The sequence below is a fragment of the Phyllobacterium myrsinacearum genome (assembly GCF_014138285.1).
Lineage (GTDB): Bacteria > Pseudomonadota > Alphaproteobacteria > Rhizobiales > Rhizobiaceae > Phyllobacterium > Phyllobacterium myrsinacearum_A.
On sequence record NZ_JACGXN010000001.1, the window covers coordinates 883,819 to 900,450 of the forward strand.

Genomic DNA, 16,632 nt, shown 5'->3' on the forward strand with positions numbered 1-16,632 from the left:
ACGTGTTGTGTTCAGGCTGATGTATCCGCCAGTTCAGGCCGGGCAAAGCGGCGGTTGGCCAGAACAGGCAGGACAGCGCGGGCATGACTGATACGCTTCGGGTCTATGTCGGCGAAGATCAGCGCAGGGCCTTCTCCCGCCCGCACAACGGCCACGCCAAGAGGGTCCACCACCATGCTGGCGCCGATGTAACGCTCGCCGCACTCGCCCACGGCAACGATGTAGCAGGTGTTTTCCAGCGCCCGTGCCGTCACCAACACCTCCCAATGCGCCTCTTTGCCGGGGCCCTTGACCCATGCAGCCGGCAGAATGAGCACGTCTGCACCATCCACCGCGTGGCGGCGCGCCAGTTCCGGAAAGCGCAAATCGTAACAGGTCATGAGGCCAAGCTTGAGTCCTGCGATTTCGATGAGGCCGGGAATTTCATCGCCCGGCTGCACATTGGTGGATTCCTTGGCGGCAAAAGCGTCATAAAGATGAAGCTTCAGATATTGTGCGACAATCACGCCGCCGCGGATGGTCACCAGATTGTTGAAAACGCGCTGACCGCCGGTCGGAACGTGCACGCACATCATCACTGTCATGTCGCTGTTGCGGCTTTCGGCCAACAGTTGCTCCATGAAAGGACCGTCCAATGGCTGCGCTGTTTTCAACACGATATCCGGATCAGTGATGTCGCGGGCAAGGATACCCTCCGGCAGAACCAGGAGATCCGCACCACCCGCATGCGCATCACGCGTCAGCTTCGTGCAGATATCGGCATTCTCCTGCCAGACCTTGCTGACGGCAAATTGACCCAGCGCGACTCTCATGCCGGAACTCCCGTGCGGCTGGTTGGGGTGGAAGTCTGATCATTGTGGTGCGGGAAAAGGTCGGCAGGCGACAGAAGCATCGGGGTCAGTCCTTGCAGGTGCAGTTGTTCGGCAAAATCCGCGATCATCGGTTCATTGATGGCAAAACCGCTGTTGTTCCAATGAGCGGGCAAGTCCCGCGCGACGTGACCGAGCTCATCGATGATCCAGGGTGTGGTGTCGGCATATTTGCGCCGCTTCTCCAGCCAGACGCGCTGGGATTCATCCAGCAGATTGCTGAGCTCTTCCGGCAGCCAGGGATGCTCGGCAACGAACGATGCCTTTAAACCCAGAAGATGCATGCCGGGGACGTAGCCAACCTCATGGAAATAGGCGAGTTCCTCCGCCCGGAAATCCGTCAGCACATGACGGAACCTCGAGTCAGGGCCAAAAAAGCCTTCCGGCATGAATGGCGTGAACACGGCGTCAAGCTCGCCGGTCTCCAGCAATTGCATCATCGGGCGCTCGCCCGGTACCGCTTCGATGCGGCCGGGGCGGCCAAAGCCATCGAGCCTGTCGGTAATCGGGTGGGCTTCCGTCAGGCGGCCGGCAAACCAGAACGCGTCCTCGATACCGACGCCCGCATGGGAAAGCGCAGCACGGGTCCACGTATTGCCGGAATCGCGCCAGCCGGTAACACCGATCTTTTTGCCCGCCAGATGTTCCAGCCGGGTAACCGGGCTGTTCTTTGCCGTGATGATGCAGCGATGGCGAAAGCCGCGCATGACGAAATTGGGAACACCGATGACATCGGTTTCGCCGCTGGCCCGCGCCGAAGCATAACGGCTGAAGGACATTTCGGCCGCATCGTGATGCGGATCGGCCGCAACATTGCCGATCAGCGTGCCGACGCGATCGACTTTGACATCCAGCCTGTCCGACGTGACGTCACCCAACGCCAGCGGCGTATAATAATCCCAATCGCGAACAGCCAATCGAACAGTAATACGCAAGACATTTCCTCATTGCCATTTCGGTTTTCATGAGGGAAGCTAAATGTTCATTATTGACTGATCAAATACTATTACGTTACTGAACATTTAAAAGAGGGACAGATATGAGCGAATTGGCCTCAGTTCAGTGGTTTGCAGAAAAGCTGAGTGACCGGACGATGCGCGGCATTGCTATCGAGACCAGTGCGCTGATCCGCGCCGGAGCCATTCCCGTCGGCACCAAACTGCCCGCCATCCGTGATCTCGCCTATGCGCTCGGCATCAGCCCGGCGACCGTTTCGGAAGCATGGAGCGAGCTGCGGCGGCAGAAGATCATCACCGGCCGCGGGCGCAACGGCACATGGGTGAGTGGTGACCGTATTGCGCCGAAACCCCTGCGGCTGGCGAGTTCCGGCGATTACGGCGAGGACGTGCTGGATCTTTCCATGGCAGTTCCGGATATCAACCTCCTGCCGCCGCTGGCCAATGCCCTGGCACACGGAGCCTCGGCGGAAACACTCAACAGTTACCGGCGCATTCCCATCCTGTCGGAGCTGGAAGCAGCGGTAAAACCGCATTGGCCTTACAAACCGGAGGCATTCCTTGCCACCAATGGCGGCTACAACGCCGTCTACGCACTTTTGCATGCACTGGTTATGCCCGGATCGTTTGTGGCCATTGAAGATCCCACCGCGATGCGGCTTCTCGACATTCTGGAAGACCTCGGCGCCCATATCCTGCCGGTCGAGTGCGATGAAAACGGACCGCTGCCGGATTCACTCGCCGACGCGATGCAACGCAAACCAGCCGCCTTCCTTTTCCAGCCGCGCACCCACGCGGTGACCGGACGGGGGGTGAGTGCAGCCCGGCTGGCGGAATTGGCGGAAATTCTCGGCAACAGCGATGCCCTTATCATCGAAGATGATGGGGTGGGAGACATCTCCTCGCTGCCTCCGATCAGTCTGGGAGACCGGTTTCCCGACCGTGTCATCCACATTGTTTCCTATTCCAAATCCCTTGGGCCGGACCTGCGACTGGCGGTGCTTTCCAGTTCGACACGCATCGTCGAGCAGATCCAGTCCTACCGCAGTTTCAGTGCAGGCTGGACCAGCCGGGTGCTGCAATCCGCCGTGGCTTTCCTCCTCAATGACGCGGCGACCCAAACAAGCATGAAACGCGCACGTGATATCTACAGGCAAAGGCGCGACGGGCTGATGCGGGCTCTCGGTGAGCGCGGCGTTCACCTTTCGGGCGGCGAAGGTCTCTGCCTGTGGATCCCGGTGGAGTCCGAACAGTTTGCCTTGGTAACACTCGCAGCGCGCGGCATTGCCGTGCTTGCGGGTAAAAAATGTTCTGTTCGGCCGATCAGCTACATCCGCGTTGCGACCAGTGTCCTGCGGGACAGGGAAGACGAGGTCGCCGATGCGATAGCCCTTGCCGTCAGGCACCCGGATCATCTTTACTGATTTCCGGCGAACCCTGCGCTTGCTCACATGCCTTTGATCGCGCGCAGGCAACCGCGCCAACCTTTCGCTTGATCACGGCACGCGGTCTGCTAAAAAGAGTTACGTTTACGGAAACGTCAAAATTTGTTCCATGGGAGGAAAAACATGGCATTGCCCGAAATCCTGACGAAGAAGCTGCGCATTCCCGTTGTCGGTGCGCCGCTGTTCATCATTTCGCATCCGGCCCTCGTGCTGGCGCAATGCAAGGCCGGTATTGTCGGCTCCTTCCCCGCCCTGAATGCCCGCCCCGAGGCCCAGCTTGACGAATGGCTGGCCGAAATCACCGAGGGCCTGCGCGATCATGACGCCAAGAACCCGGACCGTCCGGCCGCACCGTTTGCCGTCAACCAGATCGTGCACCGTTCGAACAAGCGGCTTGAGCACGACCTTTCCATGTGCGTGAAATACAAGGTTCCGATCGTCATTTCCTCCCTCGGCGCCGTGCCTGAAGTCAATGCCGCGATCCACTCCTATGGCGGTGTCGTGCTGCATGACATCATCAACAACCGCCACGCCAACTCGGCCATCCGCAAGGGCGCGGACGGCCTGATCGCTGTTGCCGCCGGTGCCGGCGGCCATGCCGGTCCCCTCTCGCCCTTCGCGCTCATTCAGGAAATCCGCGAATGGTTTGACGGCCCTCTGCTGCTCTCCGGCGCCATTGCCACGGGCAAGGCGGTTCTGGCGGCGCAGGCCATGGGCGCCGATCTTGCCTATATCGGCTCGCCCTTCATCGCCACGAAGGAAGCGCGCGCCGTCGACGCCTACAAGCAGATGATCGTTGATTCCGCTTCGTCAGACATCGTCTATTCCAACTATTTCACCGGCATTCACGGCAATTATCTCAAGCCATCCATCATCAATTCGGGGATGGATGCCGACCACCTGCCGGAAGCGGACCCGTCCAAGATGGATTTCGAAGCGGCAACCACCGGCGCCAAGGCCTGGAAAGATATCTGGGGTTGCGGCCAGGGCATCGGCGCGATCAAGGAAGTGACCGGCGCCGGCGACTATATCGACCGGCTGGAACGCGAATACCGCGAAGCCAAGGCCAAAATCTGCGCCGCTTAGAGCCTTTCCTTCTCATCCAGAACGATCTGCATGAATGTCAGGTCAAGCCATTTGCCGAATTTGGTTCCCACTTCAGGCAAATGGCCAACCGTCCGGAAACCCAGCTTTTCGTGCAGGCGGATCGACGCTGCGTTGCCGGACTCGATACCGGCAACCATAACGTGCTTGCCCGCCTCCCGCGCCCTGTCGATCAGCGCGAGCATCAGGGCCTTGCCGATCCCGCCGCCGCGCGCTGCCTTATGCACATAGACGGAATGCTCGACCGTGTGGCGATACCCGTCAAAGGCGCGCCAGTCGCCGAACGAGGCATAGCCGGTGACGTGCCCGGCATCATCGACGCTGACCAGCACGGGAAATCCCCTTGACTGCCGCTCATTGAACCACGCCGTGCGGTTCGAAAGATCGACCTGCGTTTCGTTCCAGATCGCCGTGGTGTTCAGCACCGCGTCGTTATAAATTTCGAGAATAACAGGAAGATCCGCCTCAACGGCCGCACGCACGATCACAACTTGCATCCTTTTTCATGGTCTACTATAGTTTCACTATGTCTCATAAAATAGACGATGTCGACGCGAAAATCGGCGCCCGCATCCGGATCGAGCGGGAGGCGCGCGGCTGGTCGCTGACGGAGCTGGCGGAAAAATCCGGCGTCTCGCGCGCCATGATCAACAAGGTGGAGCGCGGCCAGAGCAGCCCGACGGCCATGCTGATGGCGCGATTCTCCGGCGCCTTCGGCCTCAGCATGTCGACGCTGATGGCGCGTGCGGAAATGCAGGAAGGCCGATTGCTGCGCCACGGCGACCAGCCGCTATGGACCGACCCCGAGACCGGCTATATCCGCCGCCATGTCTCCCCCGCCTCCGACCTGCCCATGGATGTGGTACATGTCGACCTGCCGGCGAAGGCGCGCGTGGCGCTCCCCGCCTCCGCCTATGCCTTCCAGCGGCAATTGATCTGGATTTTGAGCGGCGTGCTTAGTTTTACCGAAGATGAAACGTTTCATCGGCTCGAAACCGGCGATTGCCTTGAACTCGGCGCACCGCACGACTGCGTGTTTGCCAATGAGACGGATGAGCCCTGCCGCTATGCGGTGATCGTGCTGCGCCAAAGCTGACGTGATCATTTGCATCGGCACGGTGCGTGGTTCGACAAGCTCACCATGAGGGAGAGCGAGGATTGCAGGGAGCTATATCCTGCAAGCTTGGAGATATTACGCGATCTCCCGCTAGCGTTGCAGCCCACCTCTCTCCCTCATGGTGAGCTTGTCGAACCACGAACCAAGCCAATGCCAACCACCATTTCCCAACATCCGGGCCCGCTGTCTCAAGCGGGAGGAAGCAGAGGGATTTTGGCGGCTAGCGGCAAAAGCTGGTATCACGAGGCTTGCAATCCTGATGCAATAACGCTATCAGGCGCGTCATCCCTTCGGCACATTTCGATGGCCGGTTCGGGGATCGGGAAGTCCCTTCCCTGCCGCTTTAGCTCAGTTGGTAGAGCACATCATTCGTAATGATGGGGTCCTCGGTTCGATTCCGGGAAGCGGCACCATTCATTTTCAAAGGCACTCTTCAGTCAGAGGCATTTCACAAATGCCGATCCGAGCAACATGCCTCCATACCGAAATTCTCCCGTTGTTTGATCAGCATACGTTCAATAATTGATGATCTTAACTACCAATAGTGACTGTAACATCCTTGAGAGTTTCCACTTTCTATATGCTCTTCAAGTTTCACCCCCACATTCGCAAATTCAAAAATTCCTTTTGATTGCCACAACATAAGCCGCGATCCTTCATGTTTTTTTGTGACATGAGTTCGCCATGCTGTAGCTTGGTCTTTTACTCTGACTGTTTGCGCAGGTTTGCCCATCGCCTTTATCTCGTTTTTGGGTATTCCCAAGACTATTCTACAACAGCATTCAAGAAGAAGATGGGCGCGAGGTTGACCTGGCCCAGCCTGAATGTTTTGAAGCGAAGAATAAAAGTTGGAGCCAATTGAGAAACGCGGAACATCGCTTAGGCTGATTGGTTGCCCATTAGCTTTTGAAAGTGTCAAGCAGCCAAACGAAATCGCGACGAACAAATCTTCATTTTTTTCCGCTGCATCCCAGTGTATTTCAGCAGGGACGAAGGTTTCGATATCATCTATTCTATCGAGAAGGCGAACGTTCTGAGAGAGAGAAAAGGGCAATTCAATATCATCAGAGTTTCGCCCTTCAATTTCGATAATTTCCCCATTAAGCACCGTCGACAATGGTCCCATGTGCGGCAATGCTGACGCTACAAACGCAGCCTTGTCAGCATTCCGCGATTCGTAAAACGCTTGATTCATATAAACCATCTTGCTGTGATTTATTATTGCGGGATGTTGTTGTTGCTGCGCGAGAATATCTGGTTGCAGCTCTATGGCATTACATTCCACTACCTCAGGATGCTGGTCGCCCCACAACTCCAAGCGAGCAAAGAGGCTTGTGTAGGATCGTACAATGTCATGGACTGCAAACACGTGCGATAGATTATATAATTCAAATAGCGCCTGCAGATCAGGCTCGATCGGCCAACATTGGCTGTCTGATAAAACTTCGTCCAAATTAGAGATTCTAAACAAACTCACTGGCGCGCCGCCATCAGCCATGCTGCTCCAATGGAGAACTCTCAGAATGATCTCGTGAACAGATTCCTCATTTGAGGCATAGGGAGGAACCGCGAACATGCCAGTGTCCATCAAAACAGGTATCATCGGTCGATTTTCTTTTCGTTTATACGTTTTTTTGAGGCTGCTTCGATAATCTTTCGTGTTTCAATTTGGCTCTGCTCAAAAAAGTCCTTTGGCCAATCGATCACTGCACCATATTTGGAGATTTTTACTTCACGACAGCTCGTCTCTCCTTCATGACGCTCAGTGAAGTAAATTTTGAGCATATTTTGAAGAACGTTTTCCTCCTCCTCAGCAATCCGTAATCTAAATCGATCAATCATGTATTCGCTATGAGTTTCAAGAATGCACTGTTTTCCGGATACTCCTACCGCGTAGAAAAAGTCCGCCAACCTAGCTTGAACTCGCGGATGGAGATGGAGCTCGGGTTGTTCAAACAGCATAAGCGAGCCTTTCTTGGCCAAGAGACAAGATACCACAATAGGTAAGACTTGACTGACACCGACCCCGACGTTGGTTAGATCGTGCTTTTTCGTGAGCCCCTCCGTAGTGACTTGTAGTTGATTGCCAAATACACCCTTTTCAGTTGCCGCTACACCAGTAGCGACGCCCAAATACTCGAGCCATTCACTCACAGCATTTCGAAGAGAAGAATACTTTAGATTTCTGACACTTCCCCCGGATTGAAGGTCAGCCGGTGATAGATACTGGATTTTCTTTTCGGAGTTTAAAAACAAAACAGCTGCCGTATGTTCGCCGCGATAACCCACAATAGCTGTATTTTCTAATGCCTCTAAAGGGTAAACTGGTTTAGGTTCGTTCCGCAGCGGCCCAAGATATTGGACACCATGCCTAAGAAACGCCATCAACATATCCACGCCGTCATCGATAGTCTGCAGATAAACATAGTCGTGATCTGTACCTTCAAAAGAAAAGTGCAATAACAGCTCACGTTCTACTTCTATTTTTAATTGATCAAAGCCCTCCGGTGTCTCACGAATACCATTAATACCGACACCCAATCTTCGCCACGACGCATTAATCGCATCCCTTATCGTTTCGGCAGAAACAGTCTCTCCTTCAATTGGAATTAACGACTTTCCAGCTTTCGTAAGCCATCCGTTTATCAGATGACTTATAGAAACCGGCAAGAATTTCCCCTCTAAATTGACGCTGGATAGTAATGTAAAGCTTCCTCCAAAGAGCGCTTCCATCATCTCGAAGGCCCTCTTTTTTCCTTTGTTAAAATTTACTCTGATCATATCTGGTAAGAAATATTTCAGAGCCAAATGCGTAATTTGGCCGTCGGGTTTGTCTTTGAGTAAATCTGCTTCAGAAAGAGCATCCATTTCCACTTCAGCCCAGCGGATTTGTGTTTCTTCACCATCCCAATAGGTATCAAAAGAACTTGGCGAATACGCGATATAGTAGTCTATAGAAGCCTCATTCTCCTTCGTTGGTGATCGTCGAACAAGAAACTTTGCTGCAGCAACAGTCGATTGCAATTGATCGGATTTTTCTATCAAATTTCCTGTAGTTTGAATTCGTGGCTCCCATCGAAACTTGCCAACGACATTTTCAATTTTTCCTCTTGTAAAAGACCAGTGCCGATGCGCAGCCCATTCTGGCCTATCAGTCGCAAAGGTGCCATCTAGCGCATCAGCCTCATAATCTAACTCGATATTAATCGCCCGAGGATCCGCGCTGTAATGGATCACATCATCAAACGTTCCGAGACGTACTAATGGGCCGTTTAATGCTAATGAACGGGAAGATGAGCCATATTGCACTGTTTGCTTCAACATAAGAATGGATTGAATTACCGTACTTTTCCCACTGCTGTTCGAACCAGCGAATACTGTAATTGGTGATAACTTCATGGAAGTTTCATTTTTAAATGATTTGAATCCACCAATCGACCAATATTTAAGCATACGTAACACTCCAGTTTACTGCGGCGGTAACCTCGCAGCATTCATACAATTTTCCCATAAACATTGAAATGCGGTGAAACTTTTATCTAAAATATTTCGACATTGAATAGGCATCCAAGATTGCCATAAATGCCCTAAAGTTGGCGCTGGTGTGCTTACCGAACTTCGTGGAGAACATCTCCATCCAACCCACCACTCTCATTTCCTCCCCACCCCTTTCACCTCCTCCCATTTCCCACTATGATTCCCGGTGAGACCGGTCGAAATGGATTGGTCTTGGGGCTTCATAACCTCTCTCACGGCGGTCGGTGTCGACCGCAAAGGCACCTCCTCAGCCCTATGGCCGGGGAGGCCTCGGCGTATGTCCAGAGCTTCGGCTTAAAGGCCGTGGCGGTCGTCCGTGGGCGACTTATGAACTCCCCGGTCACCAGAGGATAAACCTCGGGTGGCCACTTTCCTCGCGTGAAAAGGGAGTGCACATGAACGATTACAATTTCTGGTCAGACCTGCTCGATACGTTCCAATCCTCGCCGGACTGGATCAAGGCCGTGTGGCTGCTGATCCCGCCCGGTTTTCTGCTTGGTCTCGTGGCGCTCACGATGCGCTTCAGGATCGCAGCCAAACAGATGGACCAAAGCCCGAAGGGCGAGCTGATTTATTCGATCCATCGGGACATAAGAAATCAGCTGCATGTCGTCAGCCACATCCCCGTTACGGACGGCAACCCGGCCCTGCTCCTGCTTGATCCGCCTGCCAGCAGCGAACTTGCATCGCAAGAACCAAACCGCCTTGCGCCACCCGCTTGAGAGACTGTCAGAGCGTGTAAAATCGGCACTGCCAGACCCATGTGGGAGACCACCCGCATGGCCGTTGGCGGAACATATTGTCCGTAGCCGGGTAACACCATTTCCAGCGATTTGTTCCCGCATGCCTGTATTGAACAGACACAGGCTGGTTTGTTGGGGATAAAAGTCCGCCTTGCCTCGATATTGCCATGTTATGGAATAACTGCTCGCGAACGAAAACTGGCCCACGGGACCTGATGCAGCGATCAAGCGCAGAACAGATATCTGAACCTGCAATCGACGGGAAATTTGGTGCCATCCGCCAGATCTCGCGCATCGTCCGCTTTTCGCTGTTCACCCATGCACGCTTTATGGTTGCAATCCTGCTGGCAGCGATTGCGTCCGCCGCTATGTTCGCCGGTATCCTGACCGTCATGGACAAACGCCCGCCCGTGGCGCTCGCCGCCGCAGCCGCGCCGCCTCGGATACTGCCGCAAGCGGCAGCAAAGGGCGACCGCCTGCCACCGCCCGTTCTCGCGCAGGCGGTGCCGGTGGCCAAAGTGCTGGAAAGTCAGGCGGATGGTTCGACGGAAAAGTTTGCCTATCATCAGGTGAAGATCGGCGCGAACAAGGAAGCGCAGGCACGGGTCAGCGCGGGCCATGCCGCCGCGTTCGCCCAGAGATTTCCGCCTCTCAGCACCGACCCGTTCCAGTCCATATTGACGGAGAAACCGGCAAAACCGAAAACCACGGCAATGCCGGTCGCACTGGCCAGCCTCGGCGAGGAGCGCATTCTGGTGCGCGGAACGCCCGTCAATGTCAGCACAGCCAAGGTTCAGCCGGCACCGGCCGTCGAACAGGTGGTGGCCCTGCCCGCACAGGATGGTGATATCGGCAGTCTGCTCGCCGCAGCCAACATGAGCAGTGACGACCGGACGGCGCTGCAAACGGCGCTGACGGCCGACAACAGGCAATCGCCCGAGCGGATCGAACTGCTGCTGGAAAAGGCGCCGCGCAAGGATGTGCCCGAACGATTGCTGATGGCGCGGCTTTTCCGGCATGACAGCCCGCCATCGGATCTGGCGCGCGACGATGGCGGCATCCTGCAACAGGTCAGCAACCCGCGGCAGTTCGAGCGGCTTGCGCACGATGCCCATATGGCCACCGCCGATACGGTCAGCCCCGACACATCGACAGATGACCGGGCGCTAGCTGCCGAAAAGGAATTTCCGGCGGCGATGCAGCAGCTGGAAAAGCTGAATGTTCCCGCGCACATGGCGGGACAAATTCTCGGGCTTGCCAAGGAAAACGGCATCAAGCTGACGGACGCCGCGCTGCTGGACCAGTCGGTCGAGCTTGTGTTCCGTACCAACGAAAAAGGCGACTCCGAGCCTGTGGCCGTCACCTTCAACATGAAGGACAAGACGAAGCGGTTTTATCACTATCGTGCAGCGCCGGGTAACAAGGCGGAGTTTTTTGACGAGGATGGCCAGTCGGCTTCCAAGACGCTGATGAAGAATCCGGTTCCCAACGGGCGGCTTGGCGATGGCTTTGCCTGGCGCACGCACCCGATTTTGAAAGTGCGCAAGCATCACAATGGCGTGGACTACGCCGCGCCGTTCGGCTCGCCCATTCTTGCGGCGGGCGATGGCGAAGTGGTTCTGATCTCATCGGAATCCGGCTACGGCAAATATGTCCGCATCAAGCATGATGGCGGGTTTTTCACCACCTATTCGCATATTTCGAGAACCCCGCCATCGCTTAAGGTGGGCCAGCGCGTCAGCCAGGGGCAGGTTATCGCCTATATCGGCTCCACCGGCCTCTCCACCGGGCCACATCTCTACTACGAGTTGCGCATCGGCGATAAATACTACGATCCGACGGCCACGCCACTGCCCGCCGGGACCGATCTGGAAGGCACGAGGCTGAGTGATTTCCGCAAGCAGATCAGCCACGTTGAAAATATCGAGAACTATATCGGAGCACGCATCGCCACCGCATTTGCGCCGCGAGACGATGGCCAGGTGCACACCGCGATCCATTAGCTTTTCTGGTCGAACTGACCGGCAAGTACCGGTCAGTTCTGCTTGGGTTGGTGTTCAGTGGCCGCCCACTTCACTATCAAGATGCGCCATCTGCGCGGCAGCATAGCGCTCTCCGGCTGCGGCCCCTTTCGGCACGGCGTGCTCGATACGGGCGAGATCATCCTTCGACAAGGTTACCTCAAGCGCACCCAGAGCTTCAGCCAAGCGGTCGCGACGACGGGCGCCGACAACAGGAACGATGTCATCGCCCTGTGCGGCAACCCAGGCAATGGCGATCTGCGCCACGGTAACGCCCTTGGCTTCGGCAATCTTTTGCAGGGCCTCGACCAGACGCAGGTTCTTGTCGATGTTCTCCCCCTGAAAGCGCGGGCTATGGGCACGGAAATCCGCAGGACCCGCCGCATCCTTCTGCCAATGACCGCTGATCAGACCGCGTGACAGGACGCCATAGGCGGTGATGCCAATGCCCAGTTCACGGCGGGTCGCCAGAATACGATCCTCGATGCTGCGGGAGATCAGCGAGTATTCGATCTGCAGATCGGCAATCGGGTGTACGGCTGCGGCGCGCCGGATGGTTTCAGACCCCACTTCCGACAGGCCGATATGCCTGACAAACCCGGCCTTCACCATATCGGCGATGGCGCCGATCGTCTCCTCAATCGGCACATCCGGATCAAGACGTGCCGGACGATAGATGTCGATATAGTCAACCCCCAGCCTTTGCAGTGAATAGGCGAGAGAGGTCTTTACCGCAGCCGGTCTTCCATCAAAACCGATCCACCCGGCGGCAGGATCGCGCTGCGCACCAAACTTGACACTGAGGATGGCCTGATCCCGCTTTGTGCCCTTGAGCGCTTCGCTGATCAGCAGCTCATTGTGGCCCATGCCGTAGAAATCGCCGGTATCGATGAGGTTTATGCCTGCCTCAAGCGCCGCGTGAATGGTCGCCATGCTCTCGGCGCGGTCGGCTGGGCCGTACATGCCGGACATGCCCATGCAACCCAGACCCAAAGCCGAAACGTGTGGACCGGTTGTACCAAGTGGACGAATTTGCATCTTGTCGAACTCCTTTGACTGCCGCGTTGCGTGCGGCAGGTTGGCTCTTTATAAACTGGCGAGCTTTGTGCGATAATCCATTCTATTGCGCACGGCTTGTACGGGAAATCGAACAATGAACGAACCCAATCTCAGCGACCTCGATGCACTTGTCGCCGTGGCCAGTGCCCGGAGTTTTCGCGGGGCCGCCAAATTGCGCGCCGTATCCGCCTCGTCGCTCAGCGATGCCATACGGCGCCTCGAGGAGCGCGTCGGCGTTCGCCTGCTCAACCGCACCACCCGCAGTGTGACGCCGACGGAGGCTGGGATACGTCTGCTCGAGCGGCTCACGCCCGCGCTTGGAGAAATTACCGGGGCACTTGATGCGCTGAACAGTTTTCGCAACAGCCCAACGGGAACGCTGAAGCTGAATGTTCCTACCATTGTGGCGCACAAGGTTCTGCCGCCGATTGTCAATCTGTTCCTTGCGGCGCATCCGGGCATCATGCTTGAAGTGACCGCCAACGACACGTTCATCGATGTGCTCGCAGCCGGTTTCGATGCGGGTATCCGCTATGACGAAAGCATCGAGCTTGACATGATTGCGGTGCCCATCGGTCCGCGCGTCCAGCGTTTCGTTTGTGTTGCCTCCCCGTCCTATCTGGAAAAACATGGCGAACCACAACACCCCAAGGACTTGCTGCAACATGCCTGCATACGCCACCGCTTTGCCAGCGGCACCGTTGCATCCTGGGAATTCGAGCGGGATGGTGAACTGGTGAAGGTCAATCCAACGGGACCACTGATCGCCTCCACGCTGGAGCTGGAGCTCGGCGCAGCGCTGGCTGGTCTGGGTATTGTCTGTACGTTCGAGGAATTCCTGAAAGATGGTCTCGAAAGTGGTGCTTTTCGCCCCGTCCTGCCCGAATGGTGGCAGAGTTTCTCCGGCCCCTTCCTCTATTATCAAAGCCGCAACCACATGCCCGCTCCGCTGCGCGCCTTTGTCGACTTCATCAAATCAGGCGCGGGCCAGCGAAGCTAGGCCCGGCATCTGCTGATTCAGTTTGAGATGCAATTCACGGCCTCCGACAGGAGACCGTGATGATGGATTTGTTATCAGGAGGGGTTCATGGCAGCAAAAATCTCGTCGTAACGACCGTCCCGCTCTGCCCAGCGCCGGGCACGGTCGCGCTCGACCAGGACTTCCCCTCCGGGATGGTTTTCCGCCTCCAGCAATTGCAGAACCTCCGCCACATAGGCCGCGACCGGCATGGCACGCGGATCAGATACCTGCCGGTCGCCCGTCAGTTCCGTCTGCACATAAGGGGGAGCGAGCTCAAGCACAGCAACCGGAATGGCGCGGAGCTGGTGACGCAGCGACTGCAGCCACGAGTGCAGGAAGGCTTTGGTGGCACAGTAGGTCGGAAAGTCAGCGCGGGGAATGAACGCGAGGTTCGAACTCGTTGCCATGATTGTCGCGCCCGGCTGGTTTTTAAGCAAAGGCAGGAACGCCGCTGTCACACGCAGCACGCCCATAATGTTGGTTTCCACGATCGACTGAGCACTGGAAACGTCCCAGCCCTCCGCTGTCATATCCTCCGGCCGCGAGATGCCAGCATTGGCGAAGAGGACATTGAGCTCGGGAAAGCGTGCGCGAACGTCGCTGACCAGATGGGTCAAAGAGTGCGGATTATCGAGGTCAAGCGGCATTCCCGCCAGACCGGGCCGGCCCGCTGTAATCTCGTCAAGCAGGGACACGCGCCGCCCCGTGATGATGACGCGATTACCTCGGTCGTGGAAAGCTTCAGCGAGTGCACGCCCGATACCGCTTGTGCCGCCGGTGATGAGGATGGTGTTGCCGGTCATTTGCATAATGTGTTGCTCCTTGGTTTCAATCTGGCCATGAGCGGATGGTACGACTGCATCCCCGCCTCTTTCGCGGGTTGTCGATATCCACGGCCGTTGAGAACGCCGATGGGAGAAATGGTTTTCCGACCAACTGCCAACCCCGCAGTTCAGACCAGACGGATTTTGCCGGCAGCATGCCCGTTGCCGGGAACACTGGTGGGGCCGTCAAACGGCGAGCGATGGGAAATGGGAAAAACAATGTCATACCATAAACGCCTCTTGCATCGAGAACTCCCTGCTGGGATCCTCTCGACAAAGGACGCGTTGGATGACGGTAACGCCTACGACAGAGCTCCATGAGCAACTGTGTTTTGCGAACTAGCGCGGCACACCGTCATTGTCAAGCCTGGGCTATGGCCGCCACATGAGCTATGGTATTCGGGTGGAGACGGCCGGAAACGTCGAAGCGAAGAGGCGTTTATTCGTCCTCTTCCTCTTCATCATCGGACTCAATGATCTCCCAGATGAAGGCGTTCAAACGCTCTTCGATGCTCTTCTTTGAAGCGCCGGCTTTTTCCATCTCACGCTTGATTTTGAGGAACTGCGCCTTGTCTTCGGGCGAGAGATATTTTGCGGCGTTTTCGAGTGATGACATTTGGCTGGACATACGCGGCTCATACCTTCTCAGGCGGGACAATGGAAGCATCATAACACGCGTGCAGCCACCTCACGTACGTCTAATGTCGGCCAATATCTAATTTGGATTGCAATGGATCTTTGAATGAGTGGCATTTCGATCGTGCGCGGTTCGACAAGCTCACCATGAGGGAGAGGGTTGGACTGCAAAGGTGGAAATAAGGGAGCGGGAATGGAGAGGCAGTGGTTTCAAGGTCATTCTATCGGCGATTGCAGGATACCGATCAAGACGCCTCGTTCAGCAAACGTCGGACGGTTGCGCGGCCAGGTGACCCAGTAGCCCGCCTCCATGCGCAGAGCACGGTCGGCGAGACAAACAAGACTTCCTGCCTGAATAGAGCGTTTGCAAAGCGGCAGTGATGCGAGCAGAACTCCAGCCCCGGCCTCGGCCGCTCTCAGAGCCTGCACGAACGTGTCGAAGCGCAACGTTGGAGCAGACTGTATTGTACCGCCTGTCGCGAGCGACCAGTCTCGCCATCCGTCACGCGGACCGGATGTGGCAATCCGCGGGAGTGTCTCCCAATTTCCTGACGCCGCATTCACCAAAACGGACGAGGCAACAGGCGCAAGCTCTTCGGCATAGAGCCGTTCGGCATCCCGGCCCGACCAGTTGCCTTCACCGAAACGGATTTCAAAGTCAGCTTCCGAACGTTCATAATCGGGGAGGTGCTGGATCGTCTCGAATGACAACTGAACGTGGGGCAACTGTTGGGCGATACGGAGAAGCCGCGGTACGATCCAGAGTTCGATCACCGACGATGATGCTGCAATCGTAACCTTGCGGCGGGGCAATTCAAACAGATTGGCCGTGCTGTGCAGGAGGTGGTTGAGTGCAGTCTGGACATGCGGCAGCCATGATTCCCCTTGGATGGACAGGATCACGCCGCGCGCTTGCCGGTTGAACAGCTGTGCCCCCAGTTGCAGTTCAAGGTTCTTGATGCGCTGGCTGACTGCCGCCTGTGTGAGACCAAGCTCGTTCGCTGCTGCCGTAAAGCTTCCAAGCCGACCTGCTGCCTCGAAGACCCGGATCCACTCCAGCGGTGGTAGGGTTTGATGGTGCTCAGCCATAATGGATTTGATGCCATCCTCTCAATATTCATTGTTTGTGCTTATGCCGGATTGCATGCGAAATGTCGAGCATCGTCAGTTACCGCGGGAGCCGGAGATGCCAAAGAACGTTGAAACTGATTTCTTGGATGACGGCGGAACGATACCGACCAGCGCACTCTTCGCTGATGACGACGAATTGCATGACCGCCATTTGTTTAATGTTTTTGAC

Annotated in this window: 15 protein-coding genes and 1 tRNA gene; 7 read left to right on the forward strand and 9 right to left on the reverse strand. The window is 56.2% G+C overall.

Annotated features, from left to right (window positions below; translation table 11 throughout):
* Positions 1 to 11: 11 nt before the first annotated feature.
* The gene (locus FHW16_RS04430; RefSeq protein ID WP_182547918.1) at positions 12 to 812 is read right to left on the reverse strand and encodes a deaminated glutathione amidase; all 801 of its coding nucleotides are present in this window, start codon (positions 810 to 812) and stop codon (positions 12 to 14) included.
* Positions 809 to 1,804: a nitrate ABC transporter substrate-binding protein gene (locus FHW16_RS04435; protein WP_182547919.1), complete on the reverse strand. Its 996-nt coding sequence runs from the start codon at positions 1,802 to 1,804 to the stop codon at positions 809 to 811. Before FHW16_RS04435 ends, FHW16_RS04430 begins: the two co-directional genes overlap by 4 nt.
* Before the next feature lie 104 nt (positions 1,805 to 1,908).
* Between FHW16_RS04435 and FHW16_RS04440 the strand changes: the two genes are divergently transcribed.
* Positions 1,909 to 3,249, forward strand: a complete 1,341-nt coding sequence (locus FHW16_RS04440) for a PLP-dependent aminotransferase family protein (protein WP_182547920.1) — start codon at positions 1,909 to 1,911, stop codon at positions 3,247 to 3,249.
* Positions 3,250 to 3,393: 144 nt separating this feature from the next.
* Positions 3,394 to 4,356, forward strand: coding sequence for an NAD(P)H-dependent flavin oxidoreductase (locus FHW16_RS04445; RefSeq protein WP_182547921.1), 963 nt, complete (start codon positions 3,394 to 3,396; stop codon positions 4,354 to 4,356).
* Here FHW16_RS04445 and FHW16_RS04450 read toward each other — a convergent pair.
* Positions 4,353 to 4,862 carry a GNAT family N-acetyltransferase gene (locus tag FHW16_RS04450; protein WP_348643847.1) on the reverse strand — a complete coding sequence of 170 codons (510 nt, stop codon included), beginning with the start codon at positions 4,860 to 4,862 and terminating at the stop codon, positions 4,353 to 4,355. The two genes, FHW16_RS04445 and FHW16_RS04450, sit on opposite strands and share 4 nt — an antisense overlap.
* Before the next feature lie 17 nt (positions 4,863 to 4,879).
* Here FHW16_RS04450 and FHW16_RS04455 point away from each other — a divergent pair, with 17 nt between their 5' ends.
* Together FHW16_RS04455 and FHW16_RS04460 are read left to right on the forward strand one after the other, a co-directional pair.
* On the forward strand, positions 4,880 to 5,470 hold the full coding sequence (locus FHW16_RS04455) for a helix-turn-helix domain-containing protein (protein WP_246711621.1): 591 nt from the start codon (positions 4,880 to 4,882) through the stop codon (positions 5,468 to 5,470).
* A gap of 358 nt (positions 5,471 to 5,828) precedes the next feature.
* A tRNA-Thr gene (locus FHW16_RS04460) sits at positions 5,829 to 5,904 on the forward strand.
* A 122-nt stretch (positions 5,905 to 6,026) separates the two neighbouring features.
* Here the strand turns inward: FHW16_RS04460 and FHW16_RS04465 are convergent.
* Both FHW16_RS04465 and FHW16_RS04470 read right to left on the reverse strand, forming a co-directional pair.
* Complete coding sequence (locus FHW16_RS04465; RefSeq protein WP_182547923.1) at positions 6,027 to 7,067, reverse strand: hypothetical protein; 1,041 nt, start codon at positions 7,065 to 7,067, stop codon at positions 6,027 to 6,029.
* A gap of 23 nt (positions 7,068 to 7,090) precedes the next feature.
* Positions 7,091 to 8,944, reverse strand: a complete 1,854-nt coding sequence (locus FHW16_RS04470) for an AAA family ATPase (RefSeq protein ID WP_182547924.1) — start codon at positions 8,942 to 8,944, stop codon at positions 7,091 to 7,093.
* A 479-nt stretch (positions 8,945 to 9,423) separates the two neighbouring features.
* Here FHW16_RS04470 and FHW16_RS04475 point away from each other — a divergent pair, with 479 nt between their 5' ends.
* Together FHW16_RS04475 and FHW16_RS04480 are read left to right on the forward strand one after the other, a co-directional pair.
* Positions 9,424 to 9,750 carry a hypothetical protein gene (locus FHW16_RS04475; protein ID WP_182547925.1) on the forward strand — a complete coding sequence of 109 codons (327 nt, stop codon included), beginning with the start codon at positions 9,424 to 9,426 and terminating at the stop codon, positions 9,748 to 9,750.
* Positions 9,751 to 9,986: 236 nt separating this feature from the next.
* Positions 9,987 to 11,774, forward strand: a complete 1,788-nt coding sequence (locus FHW16_RS04480) for a M23 family metallopeptidase (protein WP_182547926.1) — start codon at positions 9,987 to 9,989, stop codon at positions 11,772 to 11,774.
* A gap of 54 nt (positions 11,775 to 11,828) precedes the next feature.
* On the opposite strand, the gene FHW16_RS04485 is transcribed toward FHW16_RS04480, so the two are convergent.
* The gene (locus FHW16_RS04485; RefSeq protein ID WP_182547927.1) at positions 11,829 to 12,830 is read right to left on the reverse strand and encodes an aldo/keto reductase; all 1,002 of its coding nucleotides are present in this window, start codon (positions 12,828 to 12,830) and stop codon (positions 11,829 to 11,831) included.
* Between the two features lie 115 nt (positions 12,831 to 12,945).
* On the opposite strand from FHW16_RS04485, the gene FHW16_RS04490 reads away from it, so the two are divergent.
* The gene (locus FHW16_RS04490; protein ID WP_182547928.1) at positions 12,946 to 13,851 is read left to right on the forward strand and encodes a LysR family transcriptional regulator; all 906 of its coding nucleotides are present in this window, start codon (positions 12,946 to 12,948) and stop codon (positions 13,849 to 13,851) included.
* Between the two features lie 74 nt (positions 13,852 to 13,925).
* Here FHW16_RS04490 and FHW16_RS04495 read toward each other — a convergent pair whose 3' ends face one another.
* The 3 genes from FHW16_RS04495 to FHW16_RS04505 form a co-directional block, all read right to left on the reverse strand.
* Positions 13,926 to 14,681, reverse strand: a complete 756-nt coding sequence (locus tag FHW16_RS04495; protein WP_182547929.1) for an SDR family oxidoreductase — start codon at positions 14,679 to 14,681, stop codon at positions 13,926 to 13,928.
* 454 nt (positions 14,682 to 15,135) lie between these two features.
* Positions 15,136 to 15,324, reverse strand: coding sequence for a hypothetical protein (locus FHW16_RS04500; RefSeq protein ID WP_182547930.1), 189 nt, complete (start codon positions 15,322 to 15,324; stop codon positions 15,136 to 15,138).
* A gap of 224 nt (positions 15,325 to 15,548) precedes the next feature.
* Complete coding sequence (locus FHW16_RS04505) at positions 15,549 to 16,421, reverse strand: LysR family transcriptional regulator (protein WP_182547931.1); 873 nt, start codon at positions 16,419 to 16,421, stop codon at positions 15,549 to 15,551.
* Positions 16,422 to 16,632: the final 211 nt, after the last annotated feature.